This is a genomic window from Nonomuraea sp. 3N208 (assembly GCF_052245935.1).
In the GTDB taxonomy this organism is placed as follows: Bacteria; Actinomycetota; Actinomycetes; order Streptosporangiales; family Streptosporangiaceae; genus Nonomuraea.
Window position 1 is genome coordinate 1 of sequence record NZ_JBQQBR010000084.1, and the last position, 18,441, is coordinate 18,441.

Annotated in this window: 16 protein-coding genes; 5 read left to right on the top strand and 11 right to left on the bottom strand. The window is 69.4% G+C overall.

Annotated elements, in window-relative coordinates; all coding sequences use genetic code 11:
- Positions 1-94 precede the first annotated feature (94 nt).
- The 6 genes from ACTWPT_RS58010 to ACTWPT_RS58035 form a co-directional block, all read right to left on the bottom strand.
- A complete protein-coding gene (locus ACTWPT_RS58010; protein ID WP_443186116.1) occupies positions 95-487 on the bottom strand; it encodes a GntR family transcriptional regulator in 393 nt (130 codons plus the stop codon).
- A 220-nt stretch (positions 488-707) separates the two neighbouring features.
- Complete coding sequence (locus ACTWPT_RS58015) at positions 708-947, bottom strand: hypothetical protein (protein WP_443186117.1); 240 nt, start codon at positions 945-947, stop codon at positions 708-710.
- 161 nt (positions 948-1,108) lie between these two features.
- A complete protein-coding gene (locus ACTWPT_RS58020) occupies positions 1,109-2,440 on the bottom strand; it encodes a serine hydrolase domain-containing protein (protein WP_443186118.1) in 1,332 nt (443 codons plus the stop codon).
- Between the two features lie 42 nt (positions 2,441-2,482).
- The gene (locus ACTWPT_RS58025) at positions 2,483-4,042 is read right to left on the bottom strand and encodes a hypothetical protein (RefSeq protein ID WP_443186119.1); all 1,560 of its coding nucleotides are present in this window, start codon (positions 4,040-4,042) and stop codon (positions 2,483-2,485) included.
- A 23-nt stretch (positions 4,043-4,065) separates the two neighbouring features.
- On the bottom strand, positions 4,066-5,046 hold the full coding sequence (locus ACTWPT_RS58030; protein WP_443186120.1) for an alpha/beta hydrolase family esterase: 981 nt from the start codon (positions 5,044-5,046) through the stop codon (positions 4,066-4,068).
- A gap of 154 nt (positions 5,047-5,200) precedes the next feature.
- Positions 5,201-5,770 (bottom strand): dihydrofolate reductase family protein, encoded by a 570-nt coding sequence (locus ACTWPT_RS58035; protein ID WP_443186121.1) that lies wholly within the window; start codon positions 5,768-5,770, stop codon positions 5,201-5,203.
- Positions 5,771-6,078: 308 nt separating this feature from the next.
- Here ACTWPT_RS58035 and ACTWPT_RS58040 point away from each other — a divergent pair, with 308 nt between their 5' ends.
- On the top strand, positions 6,079-6,429 hold the full coding sequence (locus tag ACTWPT_RS58040; protein WP_443186122.1) for a VOC family protein: 351 nt from the start codon (positions 6,079-6,081) through the stop codon (positions 6,427-6,429).
- Between the two features lie 199 nt (positions 6,430-6,628).
- On the opposite strand, the gene ACTWPT_RS58045 is transcribed toward ACTWPT_RS58040, so the two are convergent.
- Positions 6,629-7,348, bottom strand: a complete 720-nt coding sequence (locus ACTWPT_RS58045) for a carbonic anhydrase (protein WP_443186123.1) — start codon at positions 7,346-7,348, stop codon at positions 6,629-6,631.
- 1,166 nt (positions 7,349-8,514) lie between these two features.
- On the opposite strand from ACTWPT_RS58045, the gene ACTWPT_RS58050 reads away from it, so the two are divergent.
- The 3 genes from ACTWPT_RS58050 to ACTWPT_RS58060 all read left to right on the top strand — a co-directional run bounded on the left by ACTWPT_RS58050 (position 8,515) and on the right by ACTWPT_RS58060 (position 12,795).
- A complete protein-coding gene (locus ACTWPT_RS58050; RefSeq protein ID WP_443186124.1) occupies positions 8,515-9,627 on the top strand; it encodes a MerR family transcriptional regulator in 1,113 nt (370 codons plus the stop codon).
- The gene (locus ACTWPT_RS58055; protein ID WP_443186125.1) at positions 9,624-10,952 is read left to right on the top strand and encodes an MFS transporter; all 1,329 of its coding nucleotides are present in this window, start codon (positions 9,624-9,626) and stop codon (positions 10,950-10,952) included. The genes ACTWPT_RS58050 and ACTWPT_RS58055 overlap by 4 nt, the downstream gene beginning before the upstream one ends.
- Before the next feature lie 883 nt (positions 10,953-11,835).
- Positions 11,836-12,795, top strand: a complete 960-nt coding sequence (locus ACTWPT_RS58060) for a phosphotransferase family protein (RefSeq protein WP_443186126.1) — start codon at positions 11,836-11,838, stop codon at positions 12,793-12,795.
- A 273-nt stretch (positions 12,796-13,068) separates the two neighbouring features.
- Here the strand turns inward: ACTWPT_RS58060 and ACTWPT_RS58065 are convergent, their stop codons facing one another.
- The 4 genes from ACTWPT_RS58065 to ACTWPT_RS58080 form a co-directional block, all read right to left on the bottom strand.
- Positions 13,069-14,544, bottom strand: coding sequence for a hypothetical protein (locus tag ACTWPT_RS58065; RefSeq protein WP_443186127.1), 1,476 nt, complete (start codon positions 14,542-14,544; stop codon positions 13,069-13,071).
- A complete protein-coding gene (locus ACTWPT_RS58070) occupies positions 14,541-14,873 on the bottom strand; it encodes a helix-turn-helix domain-containing protein (RefSeq protein ID WP_185075475.1) in 333 nt (110 codons plus the stop codon). Before ACTWPT_RS58070 ends, ACTWPT_RS58065 begins: the two co-directional genes overlap by 4 nt.
- On the bottom strand, positions 14,870-16,018 hold the full coding sequence (locus ACTWPT_RS58075; RefSeq protein WP_443186128.1) for a tyrosine-type recombinase/integrase: 1,149 nt from the start codon (positions 16,016-16,018) through the stop codon (positions 14,870-14,872). The genes ACTWPT_RS58070 and ACTWPT_RS58075 overlap by 4 nt, the downstream gene beginning before the upstream one ends.
- A gap of 559 nt (positions 16,019-16,577) precedes the next feature.
- A complete protein-coding gene (locus ACTWPT_RS58080; protein ID WP_443186129.1) occupies positions 16,578-17,480 on the bottom strand; it encodes a LysR family transcriptional regulator in 903 nt (300 codons plus the stop codon).
- Positions 17,481-17,668: 188 nt separating this feature from the next.
- On the opposite strand from ACTWPT_RS58080, the gene ACTWPT_RS58085 reads away from it, so the two are divergent.
- Complete coding sequence (locus ACTWPT_RS58085) at positions 17,669-17,974, top strand: DUF1330 domain-containing protein (protein WP_443186130.1); 306 nt, start codon at positions 17,669-17,671, stop codon at positions 17,972-17,974.
- Positions 17,975-18,441 lie beyond the last annotated feature (467 nt).

The following is an 18,441-nucleotide window of genomic DNA, read 5'->3' on the forward strand; positions in this document are numbered from 1 at the left end:
ACGACGTGGCCCGCCGGGATGTCGATGGTGCACTCGCGCAGCGCCCAGCGCTTGCCGTACTTCCTGCCCAGTCCCTGGGCTTCTAGGACAGAGGTCACGCTATGTCCTCCTGAGAGGTGGTCCGAAATGTGGTCATGAAGAGGGCCTCGATGCTTTCGTCGTCGAGGCCGGCGCGGCGGGCCTTGGCCAGCCAGCGCTGCAGGTCCAGCCGCAGCGGGCCGTGCGCGGCCAGCGAGGTGTCGGTGAGCGTCGCCGTCACGAACGTCCCCACCCCTGGCCGGGCGGCGACCAGACCCTCGTGCTCGAGTTCCCGGTAGGCCTTGAGGACGGTGTTGGGGTTGATCGCCAATTGCGCTACGGCCTCCTTGACGGTCGGCAGCTGGTCACCCTCGCGCAGCAGGCCGAGCCGTAGCGCATGGCGTACTTGCTGGATCAGCTGCAGGTACGGCGAGAGGCCGGATTTCGCATCCAGATGGAACTCGATCACCGGTTTCTCCATTTATCTAGTGTCCTAGTACTTTAGAGGTTCGCATGTATGGTGCCGGTTAAGGAACCGCCCGGCTGGGGGCGTCGACGCGGGCGGGCTGTACGTGCTGGAGTTCATACTCCGCGTGCGGCCGCCGAACGGCGGTCGCCGAGGCGAAGACCAGCGGGCCGCCGACGAGCCCCAGCACGCCGACCAGGCGCGGCCAGGCCCGACCGGAACATCAGCTGCATGTCACGACCGTCAGGAGAGTGACGATGCTGGCGGCCTCGAGCGTGCGCACGCCCACGTAGGCGAGGGCGAGGGCGAGGAGACCCTCCAGGAACGCTCCCCACAACACGCAGGTGTCGGCGCCCGGGCCGACGATGCCGGGATCATCCAGGATCGGGGCGTACAGGACGAGCCCGCCGACCGAGGTGATGTGGGACACGAGGTAGAGCACGCCTGCCGCAATCGCGGTCATCCTCGCCCCGGCGGCCCGATCCCGGTGGGCCGATCCCGGTGGGCCGATCCCGGTGGGCCGATCCCGGTGGGCCGATCCCGGTGGGCCGATCCCGGTGGGCCGATCCCGGTGGGCCGATCCCGGTGGGCCGATCGCCGCGCGGCAAGGCTACTTTCGGCCGGTCAGGCGTGCCAGCCGGTCACCCCGCCCGGCACCGGCGCCGCCGGGTCGTACGGCTCGCGGGTGAAGATGAACGTGTTGAGGTCGAGATGATCGGCCGCCACCCGCAGCGTCTCCCCGGCGTAGTAGCCGTCCAGCCCCAGCCACGTCCCGTCCGGCTGGGGCACGAACCGTGAGGCCCGCCCGGCCCCGCCGACCGGCTCCAGCGACAGGCCCCGCTCGGGCAGCAGCCGCACCGTGTACGGCTTGGGCCCCCAGTGCCACAGCCCCGTCAGCGCCAGCAGCTCGGGGTCGGCCGGCACGGGCCGCCATTCGTCGGGCAGCCGCGGCTCGTGCTCGTCGAGGATGTCGAGCAGGTCGGTGAGCAGGCGGCCGCTGAGCCCGGAGGTGGTGTTGGCCATGAACAGCACCCCGACTCCTTCGGCCGCATCCGTCCACACGGTGGCCAGGAAACCGGGCATGGACCCGCTGTGGCCGGCCAGGCGGCGGCCGCCGGTCCGCGACAGCTGCAGGCCGAGCCCGAACCCACCGGTCCAGGTGTCGCCGTCGTCGACGCCGACCGGTTCGCGCATCTCGGCCAGCGTGCCGGGGCACAGCACGCCACCGGTGTCGCCGCACAGGAACGCCGCCCAGCGGGCCAGGTCGTGCGGGGTGGACCACAGCTGTCCTGCCGGGCTCATGGCGTCGGCGTCGTGCTCGGGCTCGGCGAGCACGACGTCGGCCCACGGGTGCACGGCGTAGCCGGTGGCGTGCGGGGCGCGGGGGCGGGCGGTGGTGTCTTTCATGCCGAGCGGGGCGAGCACCTCGGCGTGGACGGCCTGCAGCCAGGTGGTGCCGCGCAGGTGGGCGACGAGCTCGCCGAGCAGGGCGAAGCCGACGTTGGAGTAGTGGAAGCGGCGTCCCGGACGGTGTTTGAGCTCGCCGGGGCCCAGACGCTTGAACAGATCGGCGGCGGGGATGCCGGGTGTGCGTTCCCACCAGGAGGTGGGGGGTTCGGCGGTCAGCCCGCCGGTGTGCGACAGCAGCTGGGCGATGGTCAGGTGGCCGTGTGGCGCGCCGGGCAGGTGCGCGTCCAGGGTGTCGGTCAGGGCGAGCACGCCCTCGTCGCGCAGCCGCATGACGACGACGGCGACCATGGATTTGGTGATGGAGCCGAGCCGGTATTGGGTGGCGGCGGTCGGGGGTGCGTCGCCGACGCGCCCGCGGCCGCCGAACCACGCCGTCCGCCCGTCGCGCACGATCGCGGCCGTCAGCGACGGCACCCTGCATTCGGCCTGTTCGACGGCCAGTCTGCGCAGCAGTGCACGGGCCGTCGCGTGTCCCACCTGACTCATGAGCGACAAGAGTAGCCGCTGGATCAGCGCCTGCCGCTCCCGTCAGATCAGCACCAGCCGCGGACCGATCAGCTCACCCTGGTGGGGCTGGGGGTGGGCCTGGTCGTGGTAGTAGTGGCCGCCGTACCAGACGACGACGTTGGCGCCGTTGATGTTCTCGCCGTTGAGCCAGCGGTTGATCGCGGCACGGTCGCGGGGCCCGGGGTTGCCGTCGTCGAGCTCGCGCGGGTGGTGGCGCAGGAACCACAGGTCGGACACGCCGTAGGCGTCGGCGGTGCCGTCGAACTCGCCCGGATGGATCTGGTAGCCACGGCCGGAGGACTTGTCGCGGACCTGCCAGTAGCGGGCCCGGGAATCGGCAGGGCGGCGCCGGCGGGAGGTCTCGCGGATGATCGGGACGGGTTCGGGGATGATCGAGCCGGTGTCGTCGATCTGCTCGACGACGTCGTTGCCGGCGCCTTCGATGTCGAAGTCGAGCCGCCAGTAGGCGTGGTGGCGGTGCACCAGGCACGTCATGGGGTTGCGGGTGGCGGCGAACCCGAAGCGCGGGCTGATGTCGCCCTCGTCGCCGAGCCGCCAGTCGCTGGCGTAGCGGTACCAGCCGGCGGCGATCTCGCTGACGATGCGCAGCTGCTCGCCGTCGTGGTGGAAGGCCACGCCCTGGAAGTTGCCGGCGTCGGTGTCGGGACGCTCCAGGATGGTACGGGGGGCGCTGGTGCACAGCCGCCACCCCCAGCCGACCGGGTCGGAGCCGGTGGCCGAGAACCGGGTTTCGAAGGCGACGTCGTCGCGGAAGGTCGTGCCCTCCTCGTATTCGACGTTGAGGATGGGCAGGTGGGCCTGGCGCAGCAGGAGCCGGCCGCGGTAGCGGACCTGGCGCAGTTCGACGCCGCCGCCCATGCCGGGGTTCTGCGGCGCCGAGGCGCGCGGTCGCACCACCAGCAGGTTCCACAACTCGGTGGCGCCGCGGTGGACGCGTACGCGAACCTGGTCGGGGCCGCCGCGGTCGACGAGGGAGTCGACGCCTTCGGGGACGCTGTTGTCGCAGTCGTGGTGCATGCGCACGTTGACCCCGGCCGGGGTCCAGTCGACCGCGCGGCTGACCAGGTCGACGGCGACGATGCGGTGGCGCAGCCCGGTCGGCTCGCCCGGCGTGTACACCCCGAGCGTGGGGCGGCGCACGGTGGTGCCGTCGGGGTTCTCCGCGTCGGCCAGCGGCGGCATGGGCCGGTAGACCACGACGTCGTCACCGGCGGGGAAGCGGGAGTCGGCGCGCAGGATCGCGGCGGCGGCCACGAGTTCGGCGCGGCTGGGCTGCGGCCGCCAGGCGCTGGGGCGCAGGTCGGCGCGTTCGGGCCGGTCCAGGGTGCCGCGCAGTTCGACGGCGCGGTTGCCGACCGGGTCGAACACCGTCGCCTGGAACGGCGCGTTCTCGCCGGGGTCATGGCCGAGGCCGGGGGCGAAGGCGACGGTGAGCCTGTCCGGGTCGGCCACCTCCAGCGCCGATAACGCCTCGGGGTGCTCGGCGATGGCCTGGCGCAGCCGCTGCTCGGTCAGCCCGGCGCGGGGCACGGCTTCGATCGTGACGCGTACGTCGTCCATGGATTCTCCAGTTGTCGGGCTGATCACCGGGAAGGGGTGCGGTCGAAGGTGTCGAGGATGAGCGCGGTGGCGTCCAGGTCGCGGGCGGTGGCCCCGAGCCTGGGCACCTTGATGGGGCCGGGCCAGGTGTGGCCGCCCCCGTCGATCGTGTACAGGCGCAGTGTGGCCCCGCCGGGGCAGGATTTCCAGCCGCGCAGCCGTACCTCCTCGCTCAGGCCGCTGGTGGTGCGGCCGCTGCAGCCGTGCGCCTTGGCCCAGCCGTCCATGGCCTGTTCGACCGGCGCCAGCACCACCAGCTCGGCCAGGGTGCGCAGATCGCCGGTGGCGTCGCGGAACGGGTGGCCGCCGCGGTAGGGGACGATGCGGTCGTCGGTGCCGTGGAAGGCGATGATCGTGGTGGGGTGGGGCGGGACGCAGGGCGGCACGATGTTGAGCCCGGCCACGGCGGCGATCCCGGCCAGGCGACCGTCCAGGGCGCAGACCAGGCCCGCGGCCATGCCGGCGCCGTACGACATGCCGGCGGCGAACTCGCGCCGCGCGTCCACGCACAGCCGCTGCTCGAGCCGGTCCAGCAGCGCGGCCAAGAAGCCGGTGTCGTCGGGGCCGCCGGTGTGGGGCAGCGTCCAGCCCATGCGGCCCTCGGCGGCCTGCGGGGTGGCCACGACGTAGCCGCGCAGCGACCCTTCGGGGGCCAGCCGGCTGTAGGTGCTCTGCTGGCGGGCCGAGGAGCCGAGGCCGTGCAGGTCGAGCAGGACCGGGTGGGGGCCGTCGCCGTCGGGCACCGACAGCAGGAAGCGGCGCTGCTGCCCGCCGTGGGTGAGGGTGTGGCTGCCGGGCCGCAGCGGCTGGGCGGCCTGGCAGCCGCTGGTGGGAGTGGGCGTGGGCGTGGGCGTGGGGGTGGGGGTGGGGGCTGCGGCCTGCGCGGGCGGGCTCGGGGCGGGCGGGCCGCCGCAGCGGGTGGCCAGCAGGACCGCCAGCATCACGATGATCGCGCCTTTGGCCATCGCCGCCTCCCACCCGTCTGTCCATCCCCTTGAGGGCAGTGTGCTGGACGGCGCGCCCCCGTGCACCCCTATACCCGGCTGCGACCTCGAAGATCGACGTGAGTATGCAGATCAGGTGTTCTTGTGGTGGTGGGCCGTTGACCGTGCGGGATCGCTACGTGGTGACCCGGAACCGCAGGTGCGTGACCGCGTCGGAGGCGATCACCTGCGTGCGCTCCAGTTCGATGGGGCCCAGGTCCTCCAGCAGCCGGGTCCCGCCGCCCAGCACGACCGGCACCAGGCTGATCTGCAGCTCGTCCACCAGCCCGGCGCTCAGGAACTGGCGCCCGGTCTGCGCGCCCATGACGATCACGTCCTTGCCGCCTGCCGCATCCTGCGCGGACTCCAGGCTGCTGGCGATGCCGTCGGTGACGAAGGTGAAGGTCGCGCTCTTCATGGCAAGCTCGTCGCGGGCCTGGTGGGTGAGCACCAAGGTCGGCACCGGGTACGGCGTGTCCTGCCAGTGGGGCAGCCCGACGTCGAACGTGCGCCGCCCGACCACGACCGCGCCCACCGAGGCCATGATCGCGGCGACGAACTCCTTGTCACGCGGATCTGGCCGCTCGGTGAACATCCACTCGTGCAGCCGCTCGCCGCCCTCGCCCATCGGATGCTCCGCACGGACGTGCGGACCGGCGACGAACCCATCCAGCGACATGCTCTTGTACAGCACCACAGTCCCCACGAGACCTCCCGAATGTCGTCTTCAGGAGGTGGACCACCCGCCCCGCCATAACTCATCGGCACACGTTCAGGCGATGCGTACGGACGGCGAGGCCCTTGCCGCGTCTCCCGGGTGGTGTCGCCGGCGGGGGCGGTACGGATCCTGGGTGCTGCCGCTGGTCGCGGCGACCCGCGGACGGCTCGGCTACGACTGCTACAGGCCGCTGCCGGGCTCAGGCCTGCGTCGGAAGCGGCGAGCCGGGCGGCACCCCGCGGGAGAGCTCCGAGCACCGCTCGCCCATGGTGACGTGGCCCGTTACCCTGGCCGTCATGCGTGCGCGCCTCAACCAGATCGTCGTGGACTGCCGGAATCCGCACGGGTTGGTTCGCTTCTGGGCTGCTCTGCTCGGCGGCGACCCGGTGGATCGTGCCCTGGGCTGGTCCCACGTCGAACCGCCCGGGGGCGCACGGCTGGCGTTCCAGCCCGTGGCAGAAGACAAGGCCGGCAAGAACCGGCTCCATCTGGACATCGTGGTGGACGCGATCGAGCCGGCCATCGCTGAGGCACTGCGGCTGGGTGCCGCGCGGATCGGCGAGACCGTCTCTGACGAACAGGGCTCCTTCCAGGTCATGTCCGACCCCGAGGGCAACGAGTTCTGTTTCGTCACGCCCGCAAGCTGAGCTGCGGCACCCGGCCCGGGCCTGTCGGCGGGCCGACCTGCCCCGGCCAGATCGCCGCCGCGTCCGACCAGCTCAACGATCGCCTGAGCGGCGACGAACGGCTCCGTCGGGACAGCGACATCCACACCGTCGTCATGAGCGGCCCCACCGCCCTCGGCCCGGGCGCTCTCTCTGACGGAGTGTTTCCTTGCCCGCCGGGTCACACGAGGCGGGTGACCTCGCCGGTGTCGATCGAGTAGTAGGCGCCGATCACCTTGAGCTGCCCCTTGGCGATACGGGGTGCGAACAGCGTGTCCTTCTTGAGCAGCTTCACCACGTCGATGGTGTTGATGCGGATCATCTTGTCGACGTCGCCGCCCGAGCGTTTGTAGGCCGAGCGCAGCGAGGAGGCGATCGTGTTCAGCTCGCCCGGCAGCTTCTTGTGGTCGTGCAGCGACTCCGCGGCGGCCGTGACGGCGCCGCAGCGCTGGTGGCCGAGCACGACGACGAGAGGGGTGCCCAGCTCGGCAGGGCCGTACTCCGCCGAGCCCGTGACGAGCGGGTCGATGGTCTGCCCGGCGGTCCGCACCACGAACAGGTCACCCAATCCGGTGTCGAAGACGAGCTCGGGCGCCACCCGCGAGTCGATGCACGAGAAGACGACCGCGAACGGGTCCTGCTTCTGCGCCACCTCCGCGCGCCGCGCCGCGTCCTGGTGCGGGTGAGTGGAGGTGTCGGCCACCCAGCGGCGGTTGCCCTCACGCAACCTCGCCCACGCCGCGTCGGGTGTGGCGGGACGCTGCTCGGGCGCGGTCCCGGCCGCGGGCAGAGCGCTCTGGGCATGTACGGCGGTGCCCGCGGATGTCGTCGCGGCGAGCAGGCCGCCCACGACAAGTCCGGCGCGCAGCAGCCCTCGCCGGTCGATCAGGTGGTTTTGCATGGGCTGGAGTATGCGCCGCCCACGTGTTTACGCGCTAGAAAATGTAACGCTCATCACACGTAACATCGCACACGGTCAGGTCGGTCTCCTTGAGGAGGTGACACCACGAACGCTTCGCAACCCAGCCGAGCAGCCGGTCGCACGCCCCTTCCCTGTCAAGGCCTCGGGGGGATGGAAAGGCCCACGAAAGCTATGGGGCCCGGCAGAACCGGGATACTCGACAATTTCCACTGCGAATTTCCCATTCACGACACACCGAAGTGCACGCCGCAACCGGCACGGCGACTCACCACTTCACACGTGTTGTCCGACAGGTAGAAGAGGTGGTACGCCTTCTTCTTGCCTGGCAGGTCGGCGGCGGGAAACCCACACGGCCCGCGCCGCACATGGGGGTAGGCGGCCTTCAGCTGCGTCCTGGTCGAGCCGAGGCTGATGCCCTGAGGCGTCGCCCGGGTGGCCGGGGTTGGAGCGGCGGGAGTCGCGCCGATGCGGCCGGCGCTACCCGACCTGCCTAACTCGGCATCGCCGGGTCGGCAATATCACCACCGGCGGGCTTCTCACCGAACGGCTCCAGGGATGACAAAGTCCGGAGCACGATGAGCCCACAGGTCAAGCACACAGTCGTGAACTGCTCAACCCTCTCAAGGAGAGCTCTTCGTGGGGTGATGCGGCGAAAGAGGCGGGTTGCGACGTCTCCGCTGAGCGCGGCCACCAACGGGTGAGGATCAAACGCGGAGCGGAGGCCATCGCAACCCGCGGCTCTCATCGGGTTGGTTTACCACCAATGGTCGTCTCGCCAGGGGCCCCACCAGCGCCTACGGCGGCGGCAGCGACGGCGACGCCACCAGCGGCGGCGTCGGCAGCCCCCTCCTGCTAGGAATTCCTGCATTCCAGACACCATCCCCCCATCGATTGCCTCCTTTAGGGCGACACTAACAGCCCAAATCGCCACAAACTATGACATATTCTCCGATTTCGCAGAGACTTGACAGCGAATTCAAGACGTAAAGGCCAACGTCCCCGTACGGCGCCCGGGAAGGGGGCGGGGTAGCCTTCCCGAGGCGGGGCAGGCCGGGCCGGGACCACGGCCGCCGTGTTGACCTTCCCCTTGGGTGAAGCAGCAGCATCGTCGGTACCGGCCGCGGTGGCCGGGACGAGGAGGAGTGGTGCGGCTGCTGACGATCGGGGCGTTCGCCCGGGCCGCGCGGCTATCGCCGAAGGCGTTGCGGCTGTATGACGAACTCGGGTTGCTGCGGCCGGCCGCGGTGGACGGCGAGTCCGGATACCGGTTCTACGATCCGGAGCAACTGGAGCGGGCCCGGTTGATCGCCTGGCTGCGGCGGCTGGGCATGCCGTTGGCGCGTATCCGGCGGGTGTGCGACCTGCCGGCACCGGCGGCGGCCGAAGAGATCGCCGGCTATTGGGAGCAGGTCCTGGCCGAAACCGCCGCCCGCGGGCAGTTGGCCACCTTCCTCGTCGACTATCTGTCGGGAAGAGGAAGCACCGTGGAAGAGACGGCGACCATACTCGGGATCCGTTACGCCGCCCGGTCAGAGTCGGGACTGGTGCGCACGAGCAACGAGGACTCCGCCTACGCCGGACCCCGGTTGCTGGCGGTGGCCGACGGGGTCCGCGGCTCAGCCGGGGACCTCGCGAGCGCAGCGGCCATCGACGCGCTCAAACCGCTGGAGACCCTGGCCGTACCGGCTGAGGACCTCCTCGGCGCCCTCGCCGACGCGGTCGGTGAAGCCGACCGGGCCATCGGGGAAATCGCCGCCTCAACGCCGTCGGGTGAGGCGGTCACCACGCTCACGGCGTTGCTGTGGTCGGGTTCCCGGCTGGCGCTGGTGCACATCGGTGACACCCGGGCGTACCTGGTGCGTGACGGCGAGCTGTTCAAGATCACCCATGACCACACCTACGTGCAGGCGCTGGTCGACGAGGGCCGGCTGACCACCGAGGAAGCGGCCTCGCATCCGCAACGCTCGCTGCTCGCACGAGCGCTGACCGGTACAGGCGGGGCCCAGCCGGAACTGTCGCTGCATGAGGCCGTGGCCGGTGACCGGTACCTGCTGTGTTCCGACGGGTTGTCCACCGTCGTACCGGACGCATCGCTGCGCGAGGTGCTGAACGGGCCGGGCGCCCCCCAGCACGTGCTCGACGAACTGGTCGTGCGGGCGTACGCCGCCGGCGCCCCCGACAACGTCGCCTGCGTCGTCGCCGATGTGGTGAGCCTGGAGACCCGGGCCGCAGCCGAGGCCGGCGGCACCGGACAGTGATCACGTCAACGGCACGATCACTCGGCGCCTACACGATCGATCGCCGCCCGCTGGCCATCGCGGCCTACCGGCGACTGTGGGTGGCATCGTCGGTCTGCGCGGTGGGCGGTTCGTTCAGCGTGGTCGCCGTACCGGCGCAGCTTTTCACGGTGACCGGCTCCTCGGCGGCCGTGGGCGCCGCGGGGGCGGTGTCGTTCGTCGCGCTGGTCGTGGCGGCGCTCTGGATCGGCGCCCTCGCCGACGTCATGGACCGGCGAAGCGTGTTGCTGGCGGCCCACAGCGGCCTCGCGTTCACGTACGCGGCCTTGTGGATCCACGCCGTGCTGGGCGGGCGCTCCGTTCCCGTCTTGATGATGTTGGTCGCCTGCCAGGGGCTGACCTTTGGGGCGATCATGACCACGACGGGTGCCGTTGTGCCCCGCCTTGTCCCGGTCGAGCTTCTACCGGCGGCTAACAGTCTCATGTCGCTGACCCGCTACGCCGGGTCGATCCTCGGACCGGTCCTGGCCGGTGTCTTGATACCGGCTGTCGGGCTCGGCACGCTGTACCTGTTCGACGCCGTGGCCCTGCTGGCCGTCGTGTGGGCCGTTGTCAAGCTGCCACCGCTGCCGCCCCACCCTCACCCGGCCGGACCATCCAGCGATCCGGCCGCCGCGCGGTCCCGCAGGCCTCGCCCCACGATCGGCCAGATCCTGGCCAGCTTGCGATATCTGGCGGCCAGCCGGCTGCTGGTGGCGGTGCTCGCGGTGGACCTTGCGGCGATGGTCTTCGGCATGCCGATAGCCCTGTTTCCGGAACTTGCCCAATACATCTACGGCGGACCGGCGGGGGGCGGCCCGGAGTTGGGATTGCTCTATGCCGCCTATCCTGCCGGGGTTGTCACGGCCGGTCTGTTGTCGGGCACGTTCACCCGCGCCCGTCGCCACGGTGCGCTCATGGCGGCGGCCGCAGCAGTGTGGGGCATCACCGTGGTGCTCCTCGGACTGGCCGCGCAGCTGTGGATCGCGCTGGCCACGCTCGTCCTCGGCGGTGCTGTCAACTTCGTGCTGAGCACCTTCCGCAACGCCATCACACAAGCGCACACCCACGACGCCATGCCCGGCCGGATCCAGGGATCGCTCACCGTCGTCCTTTTCGGGGGTCCCCACATCGCGAACCTGCTGCACGGGACGGCCACATCAATCCTCGATCCCCGGACGGTGATCTGCGCCGGCGGGCTGCTCACCATCGTGACCGTGACGGCAGTCGCATGGGCAGTGCCAGAGCTGCGGAACTACACCCCCTCGGCACCACGACCTCTGACCACCGAGCAGGAGCGCACCTGATGGGTTTGCCGCCGCCGCCGGCGCGTCACACGATCGCACACAGGACCACCGCCCGTCCCCGCCGGCAGCGTGTCCGAACGCCCCCGCCAAGGTCAGGGATCCCCTGGGGGCGTGTTCCTCTACTCTGGCCGGAAAATTACTCTGGCCGCAATGAGATCAAGGCGGGTCGCCCCGTGGGCCACGACGCGGCGAAAGCGCCCGGTGCCCAGCTCGACGCCGTCCTCGGCAGGACCGCGTGAGATCATGCAACGAGCGAGCCAGGCTGCACTTTCGCTGGTCGGGCCGGTCAAGATCGCCGAGCAGGCCGCCGCCGGCCGCGAGGTGAAGATCACGCGCCCCCTCAGCGTCAAGCCGTACCCGCAGCGAGACCACTATGGCGGCCGCAGCCCAAAAGCTCGAAGCCATGCGCACTGCCCGCAAGACGCCCGTTCACCTCGGCATCCCCGAGGTCCGCCTGTCCGCCGGCAGATCGAACTGGCGTGAACCGGCCTCGGGACTGGTAGGAGTCGTTGATCAAGTGGTCTGTATTCGAGCTAGTCGCGCTGAGGACGTTCACCGTGAGTGGCCATTCGGGGCGTAGCGGTTCCAGGTGTCCCCTGCGTCAGCAGCGACTCGGGTGTGGTGTTGTCGTCGAAGCCGATGGCCCTGGCAATGACGGGTGTGGGGCCTGGAGGACACGTGCAGCTTTGATCTGACCGTGGTGCCACCCACCCCGAAAGCTGACGTGACAGAGGAAGCGCTGGTCAACATGACGGGATGAGCACCGGCGGCTCAGCCACCGCCCCGGTTGTCTGAACGCGCGCCGGGCGCGGAGCTTGAGCAGCGCGGCCATCGCCTCCAAAAGCCTTGGCGCGTGCCACCGTCGGGATGATGAAGTGGCACGGTGATCAACCACGATGAGGCCGCTGTCCGACCGTTAACACTCGCTTGGGTGAGTCGGCACCTGGAGGTCGGCGAACGGATCGTCAAAACCGAGGCGCTGCACGGCGGCATCACTGCCGAGATGCGGAGGCTGACCATCGGCACGCGGGACGGAGGCACCCGTGACCTGGTGCTGCGGAGCTTCGTCGACCCGTTCTACGTGAGGGGCGCCGAGGACGGACTGAACGGGGAGGCCGGCGCTCTGTCCCTGCTCACGGGGACCGGCGTGCCGGCTCCTGGGCTGGTCGCGGTGGATCCGACCGCCGCGCATTGCGAGTATCCATCGCTCTTGATGACACATCTGACGGGCCGGACGGTCCTCGACGATGAGGGATTGGAAACGCGCGTCCCTCTGCTGGCCCGTCAACTCGTGGCGATCCATGCGCTGCGGCCCGCCGAGCGGCCCCGGAAGTATGTGACGCTGACGACCGCCGACACCGTCGTGGTTCCGAAGGGCGCCGACGCGGCGGCATGGGCCGCGGCGATCGACGTGATCCGCAAGCCCGCGCCGTCCTATGAAGGGCGATTCCTGCACCGGGACTTCCAACCCGGCAACGTGCTGTTCGACGTGCCGCCCTCAACGCCGACGGGTGCCCGGATCACCGGCGTCGTCGATTGGGCAGGGACTTGTTGGGGCCCGGCAGACCTCGATGTCGCACACTGCTCCACCAATCTCGCGCTGCTGCACGGACCGCCGTGGGGCCTGCGGTTCGCTGAGGCGTACGAGGAGGCTGGCGGGGTGCTGGCCGCGGCCGCGAGCGAGCGGCTGTACTGGCAGGTGCGGGACGGGCTGGCCTGCTCAGAAGAAGTACAGTTAGTGTCGCAGCCATGGCGGGAGGCAGGCAGGACAGAGCTGACGACGCGAGCCGTGGAGGAGCGACTGGATGCCTATGTCACCGCCCTGATGGACGCGCTGGGCTGAGCTCAGGAGATCCGGGTGCAGCCCCGATTTAATCGTTCGACCGCTCGATCAGAAGTGAATGGCAATCTCTGGAAACGTCTACCGCCACAGGCTTGGCGGGCGGGTGGTGTTGGTCTGTGACCGTGCTCGGCCACCAAGGCGGCCGTGCACAACCCAGTCCGCGCCCTTGCGGTGGATCTCGCGCTCCGGGGCATCCCGTCAAGTCGATCAGGGGCAAATGGTAGGAGTCGCTGCTCAAGAGGTCTGTAATCGAGCCAGTCACGCTGAGGACGTTCACTGTGAGTGGTCGTTCGGGGCGTAGCGGTTCCAGGTCCCGCCTGCGTCGGCGGCGACTCGGGTGGTGGTCTTGTCATGGAAGCCGAGGGCTCTGGCGATGATCGGTGCGGGGGCCTGAAGGACGAGTTGGCGGAGTGCTGCTGGTCGTGCGGTGCCGGTGAGGAATCCGGCGAGGCGTAGGTGTTCGCGGAGCGTGCCGGGGTTGGCGGGTTGATCAGCTCGGCGGCCGGGGAAGAGCCAGCGGGCACCGGGGTTGGTGGCGGTGTTCAGATGGGGCCGTTCGTCGGCCAGCTGGAGTAGAAGGCTTGCGAAGGGCTCGGGGACCGATGTGGGCGGGTCTCCGAGTCGAACGTGGAGCTCGCCGTCAAGTGAGATCAGGTCGTCGAGCGTGAGGCGAACGATCCGTGTGATCGGTTGGGCGAAGAGGAGCATGAGGCAGGCCGAGGCGCGGCTGGGGAGGGCGAGTCTCTCGTCGCTGAGCGCGCGTCGGAGGAGTTCCAGGCGGCGGCGCTGAGACAAGGGCGGCGTCTTGGGCGTGGCCGGAGTCGGGATCCGGAGCTTGGGCATGCGGCTGTCGCTGATGGCCCAGCGCAGGAAGACCCGCAGGGTGTTGTGCTGGTGCTGCGAGTGGGTGGCGTGCCAGGCGTCGAGGAGGCTCTGCGTGCAGGACCCGAGGCGGTGGGCGGAGTCGTCGAGCCAGGTCAGGAAGCTGTGGGCGGTCTTGAACTGTTCGCCGGCGGCCCTGCGGGAGCCGGAGGTGAGAGGCTTGGTCGCAGCGCGGGCGCGCATGCGGGGCAGTTGATGCCAGGTGGCGAAGGCACGCAGCACCCGCAGGTGGGGATCGTCGGCGAGTTCGGCGTAGCGGTGGGCGAGCCAGGTCTCATGATGAAGGAGCTGCTTGTCGATCAAGGGCAGTGCCCCGCTGGCCATGAGCAGGTCGCGCAGGTGGGCGACGGTTCTCCAGTTCGGAAGCTGGTGGAGGGCGTCGTGAGTGAGCGAAAGCGTGCCATCTGCGAGATTGCTGAGGAGGTCCCGAACGTAGGGGCGCCGCAACCACATCCAGGTGGATTTGGGGTTGGGTGAGGCGATCAGCCGATCGGCGAGCGGGCGCAAGGCTGGACTGATGGAGCCCGTGCCGTCGTCGAAGACGGTGTGGATCAGGTCGGTCAGGGTGCATCTGGTGCAGAGACGACCTGTATAGAGCTGGCCTTCATGTCTGCAGCGAGAGCAGGAGAACGAGCGGGTGATGCCGGCGCAGTCCCGGCAGATCGCCTCGCCGTTATCCCTGCGGCCGGGCAGGAGACGGTCGGTGCTGCAGGTGGGGCAGGTGCCGTGTGTGTTCTCGGCCTTGTGCAGGCAGGTCCGGCAGATCGGCCCGTCAGACCAGTTTGCGGCTTTGGCGGCGCGGCGGCCGCAGCGGGCGCAGTCGCGGATGTGATTGCGCTCGTAGCGCTCTGGGGAGAGGGGGCTCATTGGTCGGGGCGGATCCGGGCGCGCTTGGGTCTGATCGGCGCGATCTGGGTTGCCGGGCCGGTGTCGCCGGTGGCGGTGCGGCGGGGTGCGGCGTTTTCGGCTTTGGTGGCGATGAGGTCGGCGGGGGTGCAGCCGAAGATGTCGCAGAGTGCGGCGAGGACCGGCATGGAGAGCCGTTCGGGGGTTTGGGTGACCAGCCGCCAGATCTGGACCGATGACAGGGTGATGCCGCGGTCGGCGAGAGGCTGGGCGAGGTCGGTGGCGGTGAACATGCCGTGCGCGGCCATGGTCTCGCGGAGCCGCCACTGGTAGCTGACCTGGCGTTTCATCGGTTCTTCCTTCCGGTGGCGAGGGCGGCATTCAGGGTCGATTCCATCGCTTGGCGCAGGGTGCGGATACGGAAGTCGGAGGAGACGCAGGTGTAGATCGAGGTGGTGGAGGCGTGCTCGTGGCCGACTTGCTCCTGGACGAATCGGGGGTCCCAGCCGTCCTCGATGAGGTGGGTGACGTAGGAGCGGCGAAAGGAGTGGAAGTCCAGGCCCGGGTCGAGGCCGAGTGCGTCGCGGTAGGTGGCGAAGCGGGTGTTGATCTGGGAGAACCCGATCCGTGGGCTGCGCTCGGAAGGCCAGAACGCCGGTGAGACGGCCGCCTGGGCGAACCCAGGCCGGACTTCGGTGACCCACTGGTCGAGGATGTCGACGATCCAGTCCATCCCGCCGATCCCGTCGCGCGGGCCGACCGTCAGGACGCTGCGGCGCTTGGGCGGTGAGCCTTTCATCGCCTTGCCCCAGCGGACGTAGCAGACGCCGAGGTCTCCGAAGATCGGCGCGTGCGGGTTGGGCCCGAAGTCGACCAGGTCCAGCATCCGGTCTTCGCGGCGGCGCAGCCCGTAGGCGTAGGCGGTCTTGAACAACGTCGCGTCCCGGAATGCCGGCAGCCAGCCCTTGCGTCCGGCGCCACTGACCCGGTGGACCTGGTCGTCGGCGTAGTCGAAGAACGCCTGGAGCTCATCGCGGGTGAACGCCCGTCTGGCTGGGTCGGCCTCGTTGTCCTGGAGGTGGACCGCGGTGTTCCACTCGTGGCAGACCTGGATCGGATGTGACCCGAACCGCCGCTCGCACTCGGTCGCCCACCCATAGGCCGGATCGGTGAGGAAAGCGCAGAACGACCGGACCGCCTCGGCGTAGTTCCGCAGCGTCGAATGCCGCAGATGCCGGATTGCTCGCAGGTCGCCCAGCCACTCGTCCACCATCTGCGGCATCCACTGCCACGGGAACGCATCAGCGTGGCGGGAGAACGCCTTCACCGCGTTCTCTCGGCCCTCGATCGTGGAGAACGCCAGGTTCCGGGCCAGCTGCTGATTTCGCCAGCCCTCCAGCATCGCCTCGGCCACCTGTTCCTCAGGCCGGAGCAACACCGCCCCACCGACCAGATACAGGCCTGCAGCGCCCGGCGCCATCCCGTCCCGGCTCACTCTCCGCCACCCTTCAACCGATTACATCAAACGAAAGGATCTTTCATCAGAAGTAATCGCTTGGCAAATCCGCAGATGAGAGCCCTATCGTGACAAGCTGGCGACGGCTGCTAACTTGATCTCGCCTCCGCCATCCCGACGGATCCGAGCAGCAGGCCAGCATCTCTCTACGGCCCAACAGCCTGTGTGAAGTGGTCGGAGATTTCATCCGCTGCAATAGCGTGCGCTTGGAGCAATGGAACAGTGGTTGGCGTTAAGCATTGACCGACCTCATGGACGCCGTTGACGGCGGGCGTTCCCGCCGGTTACCCGTGCTTGTCCGGTTCGGCGTCGGCGAAGGCGCGGTATCCGCCGAGATCTCGGGCTGGGCGAGGACGTCGCCGCGGTGTACGACTCGGACCGGACCCGGGGCCATCATCGGATGCTGATCCGCCGGCGTAGCGAGGTCGTGTCGGACATTCAGCAAGACCGCCGTCGTCGTCATCACCGCCAAGTCCGCCGGGCGCAAGGTCTTCGGCCTCGCCACCGCAGGCGTCCGTCTCGCTTGACCTCTTGTGCGTCAGTCCGGCAGCCAGTGCAGCTCGTGCGCCAGGGTTTTGGCGACGGCACGGATGCGGCGGTGTAGCGGCGACTGCTCGCGTGGGAGGACCAGGTGGATCGTCAGGCTGGGCGCGCCCCGCAGCGGTCGCCAGGTGAGACCGGCCGGTTGTGCCGTGACCGCGGCTTCTCCGGCCGGGGCGAGGGTGACCCCGTCGCGCAGGTCGCGCTGAGACATGTCGAAAGAGACTGCGGGCGTGTGGAATCGGGGGTGTGGTCGGGTGTCTCGGAACAGTGCGGACAGCTGATCGTGGATCACGGGGTTGGCCGTACGGTCCGGGAGTCGCAGCGGATACGCGGCCGCGTCGGCGATCTCGATCTCCGGGTGTTCGGCCAGCGGATGGTGCTGCGCCAGCTGGACCCCGACGCGCATACGCCGCAGCAGGAACCGGCGCACGCCACGGCCCGGCTGTTCACCGCGGGTGATCCCGGCATCGATGCGGCCGTCGGCGACCGCGGGGGAGATCTCCGGTGTCGCCATCGGGACCGCGCCGACCTCGAGTCCGCTGCTGCCGCGAATCAGCCTGTCCACCAGGGCCGGTGCCGTCTCGGCCCCGGCGCTGAGGCTGTATCCGATGCGCAGCGTGCCCAGTTCACCGGCCGCCGCGCTCCGGGCGGTGTCCCATGCCCGGTCCAGCGCCGCCAGCGCGGGCGGCGCGGACTCCGCCAAAGCCGCACCGGCCGTGGTCAATACGACGCTACGCGTGTTGCGGACCAGCAGGGCCGTACCGAGTTCCGCCTCCAATCGGCGCATCCGGGCGCTGAGTGCGGGCTGTGCGATACCGATCCGTGCGGCCGCGCGGGTGAAGTTCAACTCCTGTGCCAGCACCAGGAAGTACCGCAGGCTCACCGTATCCGGCGCCACGTGCCCTCCCTGCCGATTGATAACGATCCGTTCTGAGTCTATCCCGTACCGGTCTTTCCCTCGACCGCACATCAAGCCCTAACCTGCGCATATGACGATTCAACTGACCGCAGTACCCGTCGCCGGGATCGATCGATCTGAGTGTCAATTCGAAGTCGGACGTGTCCGGCCCAACACAGGAGGTTTCCATGGCTAAGGGCTACTGGGTCAGTGTCTACCCCGCCATTTCCGACCCTGAGAGGCTGACTGCCTACGACAAGCTGGCCGGTCCGGCTGTCCAGGCTGGGGGCGGGCGCGTCCTGTCCCGGATCCCGTCCCGTGGCGGTCGAGTCGTCGCCCACGAGGCCGGAATCACGCAACGCGTCGTTCTGATCGAGTTCGACAACTTTGAACAGGCCGTCGCGGCATACGAGAGCGAGGCATACCAGAAGGCGCTGGTGGCCCTCCCCGACGGCGTCGAGCGCGACTTCCGCATCATCGAAGGCATCGACTGACCGGCGGGCCCAGCCATCGCTGAGCATCCGTCACCTGATACGCACACGGTGCTGAACGACGACTCACGAGACGAGTTCGAAGCCATGCCCCGCGTCCCAGTTCGTCGTCGACGTCCTCACGGCCTGATCCCTGTCGGGCGGATCGAAGAAGCGACGCGACGTCCGGGCCAGCTGGACTGTCTCGCTGACCTCGTCGACGAAACTCACCCTCGCCCGAAGCGAACCGCGAACCGCTTCTCACACGACAGATCGGTCCAGCGAACACAAGGCTTCGATGACCAGGGGCGCAGCCTGCATCCATCTGCCGTGTGCCCCGTCGGGGCTACTCAGAGTACTGATATACAGTTTGAAGAACCGCAGGTCAAGACCTCTTTCGAGGGGTTTCGATCTGCGGTTCTTCTGTTGTTGAAGTAGCCCAGGGGCGCGCCTGGCTGCGCCAGGATGGCGCACTGGAGCCGGCCGCCCTG

What these genes read in the sequence shown, in the direction of transcription:
- ACTWPT_RS58030 (WP_443186120.1), bottom strand. Translation starts at nt 5,046, where the DNA reads ATGGCCAAAGGCGCGATCATCGTGATGCTGGCGGTCCTGCTGGCCACC.
- ACTWPT_RS58070 (WP_185075475.1), bottom strand. Translation starts at nt 14,873, where the DNA reads ATGAAACGCCAGGTCAGCTACCAGTGGCGGCTCCGCGAGACCATGGCC.
- ACTWPT_RS58045 (WP_443186123.1), bottom strand. Translation starts at nt 7,348, where the DNA reads ATGCAAAACCACCTGATCGACCGGCGAGGGCTGCTGCGCGCCGGACTT.
- ACTWPT_RS58020 (WP_443186118.1), bottom strand. Translation starts at nt 2,440, where the DNA reads ATGAGTCAGGTGGGACACGCGACGGCCCGTGCACTGCTGCGCAGACTG.
- ACTWPT_RS58040 (WP_443186122.1), top strand. Translation starts at nt 6,079, where the DNA reads ATGCGTGCGCGCCTCAACCAGATCGTCGTGGACTGCCGGAATCCGCAC.
- ACTWPT_RS58015 (WP_443186117.1), bottom strand. Translation starts at nt 947, where the DNA reads ATGACCGCGATTGCGGCAGGCGTGCTCTACCTCGTGTCCCACATCACC.
- ACTWPT_RS58065 (WP_443186127.1), bottom strand. Translation starts at nt 14,544, where the DNA reads ATGAGCCCCCTCTCCCCAGAGCGCTACGAGCGCAATCACATCCGCGAC.
- ACTWPT_RS58085 (WP_443186130.1), top strand. Translation starts at nt 17,669, where the DNA reads ATGGCTAAGGGCTACTGGGTCAGTGTCTACCCCGCCATTTCCGACCCT.
- ACTWPT_RS58025 (WP_443186119.1), bottom strand. Translation starts at nt 4,042, where the DNA reads ATGGACGACGTACGCGTCACGATCGAAGCCGTGCCCCGCGCCGGGCTG.